We start from the raw sequence: 12,556 nt of genomic DNA, 5'->3' as shown, positions 1-12,556 counted from the left end.
TTCATCGCTGATAAAAACCAGATCATAAGCATCTCTAAAAAGTCGGCTAGATTTTTAGAGGTTTCACATATTTAAGAGGTTGTTATGCGCATCATATCCGGCTGTTCCACTATAGAAGATTGTATCCGCCGCTACGGTACGGACGCCCGCACGTGTTTTGTGTTTCCGTCACGGATTGCAGCTCGGCTTTGGATGCACCGTGCGCTTGCGTTGACCGGCCTTGCAGCAGTTCCTGCCGAACTGTTTATCGCATGGGATACCTTTAAGGCGGAGTGCTGTATCGCTCAAGCGGAAAATAAAAACCCGGCGTCTCAGATTATCCGCTTGCTCTTTGCGCATCATATTGCAGCCGACAATGCTGCGGCGGCAAAACCCTTTCTACAGACCATCATCCCGGCGGACTACGCAGCCGACGGCGCTATATTTGCGCAATGGATTGCCGGTATTTTGCCGCAGTTGGATCACTGGGAAAAACGCGCGGCGCAGCATAAAGCCGGTAAAGATGCCGAGTTCTCCGATTTACGGATTTTGAAAAAAGCATATACGGAATTTTTGGATGCGCACCGGCTCTTTGAACCTTCTTGGGCAGGGGCGGAATTTATTCCTCATGCACAACAGTACATTTTACTGTATCCCGAATTAATGGAAGATTTTGACGAGTATCGCAGTCTATTGGAAGAACGGCCGGAACTGTCGATGCTCCCCGCCCCTGCCTTTAAAGCCGAAACAACGCCGCTTATCCAATTCGGCACCATGCGGGAAGAAATCCGGTCAACCGCGCTCGCAGTTGAGCAGATTTTGACAACCGGAGTTCCCGCCGATGATATTGCGCTCAGCATTGCCGGTATTGAAGATACCGTACCGTATCTCAAGCGGGAGTTTGCATTGCGGAATATCCCTGCGGAATTTCGGCTCGGATTTAAACTCGGCGAACAGCAGGCAGGGCAGCTCTTTCCGCTGCTTGAACAGTGCGTACAGGAACATTACTCGTTTGAAAGCCTTAAACCGCTGCTGCTCAATCCTCATATTCCGTGGAAGCATCCCGCGCAGATACAGGCGCTCATCAATTTCGGCATAAAAAACAACTGTCTCGTTTCGTGGAAGGATGAAGGACACTATAAAAACGTCTGGAAGGAGGCGTTTAAACTCCCTATTCCGTATAATCCTCATAGCAGTGCTGAGGAGGAGCAAGCAGAAAAAGAGCAGGCAAAGGAATGGCTCCTCCCTTTTATGAAAGCTGCGGAGCGGTTCGTGCAGGCTCAAAGCTTTTCCGAAATGAGGCGGCAGTACATCCTCTTTCGAGCGCAGTATCTGAATCCCGACGGCTTTTCAGCCGAAGACAATGCCGTCATCGGCCGTTGTATCACACTGATGCAGGAATTGGTACAGCTTGAAGAGGATTTTGCCGACTGTCTGCCTGCACAACCCTATCGCTTTTTTACCGCTCAACTTTCCCGCGAAATCTATGTACCGCAAAATACCGGAAGAGCGGTCAGTATCTTTCCGTTTAGAGTCGCGGCTGCAACGCCCTTTGCGCATCACTTTGTCCTCAACTGCAATCAAAAAGCAAGCAGGGTGATCTATCAAAAACTTCCCTTCTTACGGAAAGACAAACGGGAAGAACTCGGCGTTGTCGAAAAAGATGCAACGCAGGCCTTTTTTGCGGTGTATGCAACATACGGCGCCGTGCGCTTTTCCGTTTCCGAACAAACCTTTTCGGGCTTTACCGTCAGCAATGGCATTTTTACCGCCTTTGCTCCCCGCCCCGACCTGAATAACAGCGACTCTCTTTTGCAGGAATATCGCTTCTTTAAACGGGAAGAACCTGCGCCGGAAGCGCTGTATTCCGTACAAAAAGCAGGATTTGAACAATTCGCCGGTATTAAACAAGCGCGCGGCTTTTCCTTTTTAACCGAACCTTTTAACGGCAGTCTGCCGGTACTTTCGGAAAAGCTCAAGGCCGGACATTATACGGACGGGGCATTCCGCATCAGTCAAAGCGGCTTACATCTTTTTTCCGACTGTCCGGCTCAATGGTTTTTGTCGTCGGCGCTTTCCATCGACGAAGAAGACACTGATGCGGAACTTTTCAATCCGCGCTATATCGGTATCATTTGCCACCGTATTTTGGAGCGGCTCTATCAGCGTATACGGGAAAACGATAGGGTGTTTATCTCTGCGCATCTCGCCGATTATAGGACGTGGGCTGAATCGATATTTAATGAGACCGTTCACAGCCAAACCGATTTCCGAGGGCCGCTTGCCGCGCCTTTTATCGAATCGATTAAAAAGCGCAGTTTAAAAAAGCGTTGACTTTGTGCTTACGTTCGACGCGGAAAAACTGGACGGTTATACGCCGTATATGATAGAAGGCGAGCTGCAGTACCGGAGCGGAGACATCCTCTATCACGGACTCGTAGACCGCATCGCCTATCAGGAAGCTGAAGGCCGCGCCGTTATCATTGATTATAAAACCGGCAAGGTTCCGTCCGCTACAGACTATACCTCGGAAGCTATGCGAGATTTCCAAATGCCGATGTACATCTTCCTTGCAGAAAATAGACTGAAACAGGAAGTACTTCATGCTTTTTTCCTCGGTATCACCAAGGAAGATAAAAAATACATCGTCAACGATAAAGAGGTGATACCTCAGGGAAGTGCCCGTTCTTCTAAAACGAGGGAAGAATTTGAACCGTCGATTCAGGCTTTTTTACAAATTGCTCAAGCGTACGCGCAGCAGGTCGGTATGGAAGACTTTAGAAAACCGGCAGCCGTACAATGGCAAGATTGTATGGGATGCCCCTTTCACACTATTTGCAGAACAACCTTTACCGTTGAGGAATAAGACTTATATCTGTTGTATTTAATAGTATACATTAGATTTAAACGTACACCAAAACCGATAGAGCGGCAAAGATAATCTGCAATACTACCATAATCAAAAATAAAGGCGCCATAAATTTATACCACTTATTTATTGGTATCCCCATAAGACCGCATTCAACGGCACATGCTGTAGGCCAAAACATATTTGAGAAACCGTCTCCAAATTGATAAACCAATACGGCTGTCTGACGGCTTAAATGTATAATATCGGCGACGGGAGTCATAATAGGCATTGTAATTGCAGCTTGACTTGAAGAACCGGTAATAAAAAAATTTATTATATTCTGAATAAAGAGCATCCCAATGGCGGATATATATTTTGTTCGTCCGTATAAAATACTCGATAAATAGTAAACAATTGTGTCGGATATTTTTGCATTTTGCATTACCAATACAATACCTCTGGTAAATCCTACAACCATCATAGAGCCTACCATACTTTGAGTCGATTTAATAAAAGTTTTACATATTTTATCCGTCGAATATCCTGAAGTTATTCCGGTTATAATCATCATCATAAGGTACATCGCCGCAATTTCATTAATATACCATCCCAGTTTGGTTGTCCCATAAAGCAACATAGCGATTGTAAAAACAAACAACATCAAACAAATTTTTTGTCTTACTGTTATAACAGCTTCTTTCTGTTTAAAAGGGAAAATAAGCGTCCGTTCTTCGCCGTATAAAATAGACTTTTTAGGATCTTTTTTTACTCTTCTTGCGTACTGCAGTAGATATAAAATAACCGTTACTTCAAATACAATAAAAATTAAAATTCGATATTCAATCCCGGAATACATACTGATGCCGGCAATACTTTGCGCAATACCTACTGAAAACGGATTTGTCGTAGCTGCAGCAAATCCGGTAGCAACTCCGACAAACACTATAGCGCCTCCTACTACGGCATCATATCCTAAGGCAGTAACAATCCCTATAAAGACAGGCACCATACCGTATACTTCTTCATAAATTCCCATCGTTGAACCAAGGACACCAAAGATGAGCATACTGACCGGAATAATCAAATATGTTTTTTTACCCAACGCTTTTATAAGAATATTTATCACACTGTTTAATGTTCCGTTATCAATCAACAGATATACATAACCATAAGCAAAAATCATTAAAAACATTATTCCGGCTGCACTGACATACCCTTTTTGAAGCGTCAAAAAAATATCAAAGAAATGAGGCTTTATACCCTCTGCATAATGAAAGCTATCGGGAATAATTATCATTTTCCCCGAACTTTCATCCAGTACTCTATCAAATTCTCCAGACGGAATAATATATGCAAGTGCTATAACCGATAACAAAATAATACCTAATATCACATAAGTATGAGGCATTTTAATATTAAGAAGCTTATTCTTAAACTGTATCATAGCCGCTCCATTATTAGAACTACACTGATTATACTGTGAGATATCGCTAAAAACTCGGGTATATTTTTAGCGACCCCTTATAGGTTTTCCTGCAATATATACAGTTTCAACATTCGTATCATAATCAAACGGATGTTTTGACCAAATTACCACGTCTGCATCTTTTCCTACAAGAATTTCGCCTTTTCTATCATCAATGCCCAATACTTCAGCAGGATTCTTTGTTATAGATTTTAAACCTTCAATTTCATCCAAGCCTGCGCGAACGGACTGCGCTGCATAAACCGATAAATAATATATTGGCGTAACATCATGATCTGCTGTAATACATATTTTTATGCCGGCTTTATTTAAAATCCCTGCCGTTTTAAAACTTCTGGACATGCTTTCCAATTTTGAGCGCGGGTACATGGTTGGGCCAAGAATAACAGGATATTTATGTGCAGCCAAATGATCGATTATAGCTTCTCCATCGGTACAATGAATGATAACCAACTCAATATCGTATTCTTTACATATTCTTATAGCTGTACATATATCGTCACAACGGTGCGCATGAGCATGGAACGGAATCTTTTTATCTATTGCTAAAAGCATATTTTCTTTTCCTATATCCCGCTTAAAATAATCGCCCCGTTTCAAAGCTTCGTTCTTTCTATATTTATAATCAAGGCTCTCTTCGATACATTTACGCAAAAGGTACGCGTTTCCCATTCTCGACTTAAAAACATATCCGGCCTTTTTCGGATTCTCGCCGAAACTGCATTTTATTGCGGCTTTCCGTTTTATCAACATCTCTTCAACTGTTCTGCCATATAATTGGATAACGCTATTCATTCCTCCAATTACACTATCGCTGCCGGGACATACACAAGCGCATGTTACCCCGTGAGCAGTTGCTTCTTGTACAGCAGAATCGAAGGGATATATTGCATCGATTGTATCAAGATACGGCATAACTGCTTCACTATAATCATTGCAATCATCTCCGATCGCTCCGCGGCCTTCTTCACTAATGCAAATATGACTGTGAGCATCAATCAGTCCCGGTGTTATATATTTATTTGAAGCATCACAAATTTCTTCATTTTTATCGGCATCCAATGTTTCTGCAATTTCGGTTATTTTTCCATCAATAATTCTAATATCTTGCCGAACAAATCCGCCGGCTTGAAAGTTTAAAATATTTCCATTCTTTATAAGCATAATGACTCCTCTCCTCTATTTAATATATCGTTACTTATTGAATATCTCTAAAAACTGACGTTTTAGAAATTCCTTATTATTAATGATACCCTATAGTTACCGCAATTGTCATAAATACTATTTCCAGCAACAGCACGATAACAAAGAGCGGCGTAACAAATTTATACCATTTATCAATCGGCACACCCATTAAACCGCAGCCTAAAGCACAAGAGGTAGGCCAAAACATTTCCGCAAACCCATTACCGAATTGATAGGCCAACACGGCTATTTGCTTGCTTAAACCGATTAGTTCAGCAGTAGGAGCCATAATCGGCATTGTAATTGTCGCTTGACTGGAAGAACCCGTAATAAAAAATTTTATGATATTCTGCAAGAAGAGCATTCCAAAGGCAGATATATATTTACTTGTTTCCGAAAGTAGGGATACCAAATAATAGACAATCGTATCTGAAATCATTCCGTCCTTCATAACAATTAAAATCCCACGGGTAAATCCTACAATTAACATTGATGATACCATAGACTTTGTAGATTCGATAAATGTCTTACATATTTCCGTAGCGGAATAACCGCTCGCAATGCCTGCAAATATCATCATCATTAGAAACATGGCTGCTATTTCGTCAATATACCAACCAAGTTGAGTCGTGCAATATAATAATATACCTAAGGTAACAAAAAAGATAAGCAAACAAACTTTTTGCCTTCCGGTCATTTTTATACTTGTCAGTTCCTCAATACTTTTCTCTTTTATGATATAAGGATCGGAACCGTATAGTATCGATTTTTCAGGAGTTGCTTTTATTTTTGCAGCATAGCGCATTATATAAAATATTGCAGCAGCTTCAAATACAACAAAAACCGCAATTCTTAATCCTAATCCCGAATAAGCGGCCACGCCTGCCACGTCTTGAGCAATAACGACATTATACGGATTAAAAGTACCTGCGGCATATCCGATCGTAACCCCCAGATATACCATTGCACCACCGACTATTGCATCGTAACCTAACGCTATTGCTATTCCTACAAAAACAGGGAAAAGACCATATACCTCTTCAAAAATCCCCATTGTTGAACTTAACACTCCAAGAACAAGCATGACTATCGGAATCATAAGCTGTACATGTTTACCGACAAGTCTAACGAGTGCTCCAAGAGAAGCATCCATCGTTCCATTTTTTACCAGTACATATACAAATCCGTATGCAAATATAATTAAAAACATAATATTGGCTGCATCGACATACCCTTTCTGTAAAGAGAGAAATATATCAAAAAATCCTGGAGCTTTAGTGTCAATAAATTGAAAACTGCCGGGAACGACGACCATTTTTCCGGATATTGGTTCCTTTACTCTTTCATATTGTCCTGCCGGTATGATGTGGGTAAGGATGGTCATAATAATAAGAATACTTATGAGAATTACATAGGTATGGGGAACTTTAATACGTTCAAACCATTTTTTTGCTACCACAGTGTCAGACATACAAATACCTCCTGTAAAATGAGAAGCGCAGGTAATCCGCAGCTCTCTTATAAAAAATTCAATAGCCATTTATTTAAGGTAACCGGTTCTTTAGATTCATCATAAAGCTTAAAGTAACTTGAATGTCAACAAAAATTTTATTATTATTTCGTTCTATGAATAAGGACTTAACAATCGGCGAAGTTTCGGAGCTTTTAAATATCTCCTGTCCGACATTACGGTATTGGCAAAAGGAAAATATTTTTCCTGTTAATCAAGATGGTATGAATAATTATAGAAAATATTCGGTTGCAGATTTAGTCAATATTGCCGAAATCTCGTTTTATCGCAATCTTGGTATTCCTATAAAAGAGATGCGCCGGTTTAATATGTTAAATTTAAATGATTACGAAAAAATACTTAATGATGCCTATACAGACTTTGAAACAAAAATAAACAATTATAAAATAATGTTGAAAAAAATTATTTTAAAAAACCGACAAATAAAAAACATAAAAGAGCTAAAAAATACAGAATATGCGTATGAAGATATACCCTTTAACTATGTTGTAAAGTTTGATTACGGAGACAAGCAAAAGCTCATACAATACGCGAATAATCCTTCTCTCTATGTACGTTGCATTAACAGCTCGGATATTAATGATGATGAGAGGGGTATTATTACGCAATATCCCGATAAAACGGATAAAATTCTTTGGGAAAAAACTGAAAAACAGCGTTATATTGTTTTTCTTGTAGAAGAAATTGTAAATCGAAATTTCTTAAACAATATCCCTGAAAAGCTAAAAATAATACATAAAAGACATAGGACGGGAAAAATTCTCGTAAACTATTTAATAAGCGAAAGCATACGCAATCAAAGAATAGATTATCTAAAAGCCTATATAGAAATACTTTAAGGAACCTCTAAAAACTGATTCACAGTCCACAAAGCGGATAACTTAATGAATTTCATTACAGAACAAGCCGATAGGCTTGCCGTTTTTAGAGGTTCCCAGGCGAAACTTATTTTGCAAATACCGGCTGAACGGCTTTTACCCATTCGTCGATTTTTTCGTTCACTTTAGCATCGCCCTTGTCCAAGCACAGACCGAGCATTCTGCCGCCTCTTTCCATACGGGAGAATTGGAATTCATATCCGCAGGGACATACATCACCGACAAAGCGGGCGCCGCTGAAGCGAAGCTTATCATAGAAGTCCGCAGCTCCGGAGCAAAAGCTGTCGGGATGGCGTTCTTGGCTTCCAACGCCGACAATCGCGACATTCTTCCCGGAAAAATCAACTGTGTGCAGCAGTTTTACTTTACCGCCCCAATCTTCCATTAAGGCGCCGAAAAAATAGCTGGAGGACATCAGCACGACATTCTGATAGTCCGCTATCGCATCAACTTTCGTATCTTTCATATTATGCAAATCGGCTCCCAGCTTTTCCGCAATCTGCTTTGCAAAAGTTTCGGTTACGCCGCCTTTACTTGCATAAAAAATTCCTGTTTTGCTCATATAACGCTCCTATTGATGATGGATTTATCATTACTGACACATCAACTGTAACTATAATATAATCATTCCTATAGAAAAAGCAAGAATAAGTCTTATTTTCTTCAACAGGCATAGAGCTTTCGGACAATAAAGAGGGCTAAACGGCGAGGTAGTAAACGGTACAGGCTTATCAACAGAGCATAGGGAGCGTTATAGGGATACAAGAAGCCAATCCGCTTTTTATCCGCTAACGATGCAATAAAAGAACCGAGTTTATCCGCCGGTATGCCATGCCGTTCATCACGTTCCATCTTTGAGATACTCTTTGTGATTCTTCCGAAATACACATCGTTACCGGCATTCGATTTGTTACGAACATCCGTAAACGGAGTCGCGACATCACCCGGCATAATAAGCGCACACTGTATACCAAACGGAAAAACTTCGGCGGCAAATGCTTCCAATAATTTTCCAAGCGCTGCTTTGGATGCGGAATAAAAAGCCTGAAAGGGAATGGCAATTTCTCCTGCGACCGAACTCACCGCAAGAATCTTTCCAAAGCCTTGCTTCCTCATGTATGAAGCGGCTGTCTTCATCGTTAAAAAAGCGCCGAAAAAATTTACATCCAGCTGTTTTTTTGCATCCTCAAGCTTCGTAAACTCAACGGCTCCCGAAATACCGAAACCGGCAGCACAGACACATACATCCAATCGAGCTTCCCGTTCCCATACCTCGGCAAAGACCTTGATCAGTGCATCTTCATCTGTTACATCCGCAGAAAAATGCTCGCCATATTCAGGTACTTGACCGTTAAGTGTGCGCCTACTGACGGTATACACAGTATAACCGCTATTGTTTAAAGCTTTGACCGTTTCCAAGCCGATTCCGCTTGTTCCGCCCGTTACCACTGCGACTTTTTTTGCCTTTTTTCCGTATTCCGTATTCATTGTGTTACCCCATACTATCGAATCTTGCACGCTACCGTAGCTATGATAATGCATAATATACAAAAAAAACTCAGCTAGAAATAGGCTTTTTAAAAAAGAGGCTTGACAAAAAAATGGGGATGATAGTATAACATCTATGGTGTAGGAGCACCTTGGATATAAAGCTTACGAACGGTAAGAGAATACTTCACTTATCAATAACATATCTTTTGGCAAGAGTATCGGCCGATATTCTTTGAATCCCAGTAAAAAATGTCAATTTAAAATAATAACAGTACTAAACGGTTTGAAGAGAAGTTATAAAACTGGATGGAACTTTTAGAGACTTTAGTTTTCAAAAGTTTCCTTTATACAATACAAAAATTTTGAGGAGGTCAAAATTTGAGCAAGCTAAAAGGTATTCTTCTGTTGCTGATCGCGGTAATTGTGATGGGATGTACTACACAACCTAAGCAGCAGAAGGAAGAAAAGCCTGTTGCAGAAACGCAGCAGGTTGAAAATGCCCCTGCGGAAGAGAAAATAGATGAGCCGCAGCAAAGCGAGAAAAATAATACCGGCAACGAAACGACGGTTTATTTTGCTCCGAAGACGTATAAGATTGATACGTTCACCGCGCATAAGTTGGACAGTATTGCCGAACTGTTGAAAGCGAAGGATGTAACACAGATAAAAATTGTCGGACATTGTGCAAAATTGGATAGCACAAAAGAAGAAGAAAAACTGTCGTTACAACGTGCGTATGCCGTCGCACAGTATTTTGAATCAACCGGAGCCTTTACAGCGGGTAATATTACCATATCGGCGGAAGGGGCTGAGCACCCCGCAGGATCTCATGCGGAAATTTCCGAACGGAAACACAACCGCAGAGTTGAAATTTATTATTAAAAAAGATGCGGAGTCATCTTTTATAGTATTTGGAGGTAGGATTTATGAAGAAATCACTCTTTGCCGCTGCTTTTGCGGCTCTTTGCTTCTCAGTTTGGGCACAAGTGCCTGAAACAATGACCCATGATTATCAACGCGCGGCAATGCAATACCGTAACGGTGATAAACATTTTGTCAACAGCGATGTATTCTTTAAGCTTAATTCGGCAGATAAAGAGACGGGTCTCGATTTTGTCGAATTCTCACTGGACGGTTCGAGCTTTATGACTTATCGCAATCCCTTCCAGATCTTGGAAGAAGGTAAACATGATATTTCATATCGTGGTTTCGATAACAGCAAAAACCTTGAAGTTGCAAAAACCCTTTCGGTAATTGTCGACAATACTGCGCCCAAAACGACGCTGAATACAACTGAACCGTTATTTTATAAAGGTTTAGCTGCTTACTGCTCTGCAGAGACAAAATGGTATATTTCGGCAATCGATGATTTAACCGGTTCCGGGACTGCGGGAGCTTATATCGGCACAGATTTGGATTCTTTAGCACTCCATGGTAATGGGAAAGAAGATGAAGGTGCTTATTACTCTATAAGCGAAGAAGGAGGACCTGCAAAGATATATTATACAGCTGTTGATAACGTCGGCAACTTAGCTCCTATTTCGGTAACATCCGTTATCGTTGATACAACCGCTCCGACTGTTTTTTATCGAAAACAGTGATCGCCTTATCAATAAAGATGATGCATACATGATTTTCCCGAGTTCCGATGTCGTTGACGAAGAGGGACGTATTATCGTTTCAACCAAAGAATCGGTGGCATTCGGTGCGACCGACGAACTTTCCGGTGTTGATGCACTTTATGTCAAAATCAACGATGCCGATTACGTTAAGTATATCGAGCCGCTCCATTTTTCTACCGACACTGTTTACAATATCGATGTAAAAGCAATTGATAACGTCGGTAACGTATCGGAGCCCGTCTCATACAAGTTCTACGTAGATAAGATCACTCCTGCATCTGACATAGAGATTATCGACAGAGAGGGAAACGAACCGGCGACATGGAGCGTTCCCGCCGATGGTCAATAAATCGGGTACACTGAAACTTCAACAGTGTTGTTCAGCTGCGCTATTTTAGCGGTTGAAACTTAACCTTTAGTTAACCGGAGCACCGATTAATCCGACCAGGATTAGTCGGTGCTTTTTTTATATGCTGAGATTTCTAAAAATATAGTTAGATTTGCTTTGTACCGGAGTATTTCGGTTCGGTACGTCCTTTTTTACCTAATTGCCCACAGGCGCCGCCGATAGTTCTGCCACGCTTTTGGCGAACTGTTACATTGAGATTTTCCGCTGTTAAATAATTATAGAATGATCGTATTTCGGAATCGGAAGGAGTGTTATACGGTAATTGCTGCACGGGATTCCACGGGATAAGGTTGATATGAACGTTGAGTCCTTCGGCGAAAGCGCGTACTTGCTGCGCAGCTTTATAGGAAGTGTTTACATCTTTAAGCAGCGCGAGTTCCAGAGTTACCCGCTTATCGGTTTTATCATTAAAATAGCGGATTGCCTTTTTTAATTCGCTGAGCGGATTTGCTTTTGTAACCGGCATCAAGGTTGTTCGCAAGTCTTCGTCCGCGGTCGTCAACGAAACGGCTAGGCGAATATCGAGTTTGCTATCTGCAAGCTCATAAATGCCTTTGCAGATACCGGACGTGGAAAGCGTTATCCGCCTGTGTGAAAGGTTTCTGCCCTTGGGGTGAGTAAGAACGGCTATAGTTTTTGCGATACTGTCGAGGTTTAATAACGGTTCGCCCATGCCCATAAACACGATATTGTCCAACTTACCACAGATTTTTTCCAGATGCAAAAATTGTTCTACAATTTCGTTGGGGCTAAGATTACGCAAACAACCGAGCTGGCCTGTTTGGCAGAAGGTACAGCCCATCGGGCAGCCGACTTGGCAGGAAACACAGGCAGTCCTACGCGAAGCTTTATCAAACAGCAGTACCGTTTCAATGCTGCTGCCGTCATGCAAGCCTATTCCGAGTTTTACCGTACCGTCAGGATCTTTCAACACGGTTTCGCATACAGTATCGCACGGCGTATATTCATCGGTAAGTCGTTCCCTCACTTTAAGTGGAAGATTTGTCATACCTTCAAACGACGAACACCCCTGCGCAATCCATTGAAAAATTTGTATAGAGTGAAAGCGTTGCGGTAAATTGCATACTGCATCAATTTCTTCCGGCAGCATTCCCGAAAGGGCT

12 protein-coding genes are annotated in these 12,556 nt (G+C 41.4%); 6 read left to right on the top strand and 6 right to left on the bottom strand.

Annotation, left to right across the window (positions count from 1 at the left end):
- Positions 1 to 84 precede the first annotated feature (84 nt).
- Together GWP43_RS15290 and GWP43_RS15285 are read left to right on the top strand one after the other, a co-directional pair.
- Complete coding sequence (locus GWP43_RS15290; RefSeq protein ID WP_269138853.1) at positions 85 to 2,313, top strand: PD-(D/E)XK nuclease family protein; 2,229 nt, start codon at positions 85 to 87, stop codon at positions 2,311 to 2,313.
- A 4-nt stretch (positions 2,314 to 2,317) separates the two neighbouring features.
- Positions 2,318 to 2,845, top strand: coding sequence for a PD-(D/E)XK nuclease family protein (locus GWP43_RS15285; RefSeq protein WP_269138852.1), 528 nt, complete (start codon positions 2,318 to 2,320; stop codon positions 2,843 to 2,845).
- A 37-nt stretch (positions 2,846 to 2,882) separates the two neighbouring features.
- Here the strand turns inward: GWP43_RS15285 and GWP43_RS10795 are convergent, their stop codons facing one another.
- The 3 genes from GWP43_RS10795 to GWP43_RS10785 all read right to left on the bottom strand — a co-directional run bounded on the left by GWP43_RS10795 (position 2,883) and on the right by GWP43_RS10785 (position 6,972).
- The gene (locus tag GWP43_RS10795) at positions 2,883 to 4,274 is read right to left on the bottom strand and encodes a YfcC family protein (RefSeq protein WP_162664163.1); all 1,392 of its coding nucleotides are present in this window, start codon (positions 4,272 to 4,274) and stop codon (positions 2,883 to 2,885) included.
- A 66-nt stretch (positions 4,275 to 4,340) separates the two neighbouring features.
- Positions 4,341 to 5,480 (bottom strand): amidohydrolase family protein, encoded by a 1,140-nt coding sequence (locus GWP43_RS10790; protein WP_162664162.1) that lies wholly within the window; start codon positions 5,478 to 5,480, stop codon positions 4,341 to 4,343.
- 79 nt (positions 5,481 to 5,559) lie between these two features.
- Positions 5,560 to 6,972 (bottom strand): YfcC family protein, encoded by a 1,413-nt coding sequence (locus GWP43_RS10785; RefSeq protein WP_162664161.1) that lies wholly within the window; start codon positions 6,970 to 6,972, stop codon positions 5,560 to 5,562.
- A 122-nt stretch (positions 6,973 to 7,094) separates the two neighbouring features.
- On the opposite strand from GWP43_RS10785, the gene GWP43_RS10780 reads away from it, so the two are divergent.
- Entirely contained in the window at positions 7,095 to 7,871 is a 777-nt protein-coding gene (locus GWP43_RS10780) for a MerR family transcriptional regulator (RefSeq protein WP_162664160.1), read from the top strand.
- Between the two features lie 106 nt (positions 7,872 to 7,977).
- On the opposite strand, the gene GWP43_RS10775 is transcribed toward GWP43_RS10780, so the two are convergent.
- Both GWP43_RS10775 and GWP43_RS10770 read right to left on the bottom strand, forming a co-directional pair.
- Positions 7,978 to 8,472: a flavodoxin domain-containing protein gene (locus GWP43_RS10775; RefSeq protein ID WP_162664159.1), complete on the bottom strand. Its 495-nt coding sequence runs from the start codon at positions 8,470 to 8,472 to the stop codon at positions 7,978 to 7,980.
- Between the two features lie 101 nt (positions 8,473 to 8,573).
- The gene (locus tag GWP43_RS10770) at positions 8,574 to 9,398 is read right to left on the bottom strand and encodes an SDR family NAD(P)-dependent oxidoreductase (RefSeq protein WP_162664158.1); all 825 of its coding nucleotides are present in this window, start codon (positions 9,396 to 9,398) and stop codon (positions 8,574 to 8,576) included.
- A gap of 381 nt (positions 9,399 to 9,779) precedes the next feature.
- On the opposite strand from GWP43_RS10770, the gene GWP43_RS10765 reads away from it, so the two are divergent.
- From GWP43_RS10765 to GWP43_RS14995, 3 genes are read left to right on the top strand one after another with little or no spacing between them, the layout of a single operon-like run.
- Positions 9,780 to 10,283, top strand: a complete 504-nt coding sequence (locus GWP43_RS10765) for an OmpA family protein (RefSeq protein WP_162664157.1) — start codon at positions 9,780 to 9,782, stop codon at positions 10,281 to 10,283.
- A 44-nt stretch (positions 10,284 to 10,327) separates the two neighbouring features.
- A complete protein-coding gene (locus GWP43_RS15000) occupies positions 10,328 to 11,002 on the top strand; it encodes an OmpL47-type beta-barrel domain-containing protein (protein WP_230977678.1) in 675 nt (224 codons plus the stop codon).
- Between the two features lie 28 nt (positions 11,003 to 11,030).
- Positions 11,031 to 11,372: an OmpL47-type beta-barrel domain-containing protein gene (locus GWP43_RS14995; RefSeq protein ID WP_230977677.1), complete on the top strand. Its 342-nt coding sequence runs from the start codon at positions 11,031 to 11,033 to the stop codon at positions 11,370 to 11,372.
- Positions 11,373 to 11,517: 145 nt separating this feature from the next.
- Here GWP43_RS14995 and rlmN read toward each other — a convergent pair whose 3' ends face one another.
- Complete coding sequence (rlmN, locus tag GWP43_RS10755; protein ID WP_162664847.1) at positions 11,518 to 12,543, bottom strand: dual-specificity RNA methyltransferase RlmN; 1,026 nt, start codon at positions 12,541 to 12,543, stop codon at positions 11,518 to 11,520.
- Positions 12,544 to 12,556: the final 13 nt, after the last annotated feature.

The organism is Treponema vincentii (assembly GCF_010365865.1).
GTDB lineage: Bacteria > Spirochaetota > Spirochaetia > Treponematales > Treponemataceae > Treponema.
Note: the sequence above shows the minus strand (reverse complement) of the source record. Positions and strands in the feature narration are given on the sequence as shown.

Excerpts from the sequence above, each read along its gene's own strand:
- GWP43_RS10785 (WP_162664161.1), bottom strand. The coding sequence starts at position 6,972 with ATGTCTGACACTGTGGTAGCAAAAAAATGGTTTGAACGTATTAAAGTT.
- GWP43_RS10775 (WP_162664159.1), bottom strand. The coding sequence starts at position 8,472 with ATGAGCAAAACAGGAATTTTTTATGCAAGTAAAGGCGGCGTAACCGAA.
- rlmN (WP_162664847.1), bottom strand. The coding sequence starts at position 12,543 with ATGCTGCCGGAAGAAATTGATGCAGTATGCAATTTACCGCAACGCTTT.
- GWP43_RS15290 (WP_269138853.1), top strand. The coding sequence starts at position 85 with ATGCGCATCATATCCGGCTGTTCCACTATAGAAGATTGTATCCGCCGC.
- GWP43_RS10780 (WP_162664160.1), top strand. The coding sequence starts at position 7,095 with ATGTCAACAAAAATTTTATTATTATTTCGTTCTATGAATAAGGACTTA.
- GWP43_RS10790 (WP_162664162.1), bottom strand. The coding sequence starts at position 5,480 with ATGCTTATAAAGAATGGAAATATTTTAAACTTTCAAGCCGGCGGATTT.
- GWP43_RS14995 (WP_230977677.1), top strand. The coding sequence starts at position 11,031 with ATGATTTTCCCGAGTTCCGATGTCGTTGACGAAGAGGGACGTATTATC.
- GWP43_RS10770 (WP_162664158.1), bottom strand. The coding sequence starts at position 9,398 with ATGAATACGGAATACGGAAAAAAGGCAAAAAAAGTCGCAGTGGTAACG.
- GWP43_RS15000 (WP_230977678.1), top strand. The coding sequence starts at position 10,328 with ATGAAGAAATCACTCTTTGCCGCTGCTTTTGCGGCTCTTTGCTTCTCA.
- GWP43_RS10795 (WP_162664163.1), bottom strand. The coding sequence starts at position 4,274 with ATGATACAGTTTAAGAATAAGCTTCTTAATATTAAAATGCCTCATACT.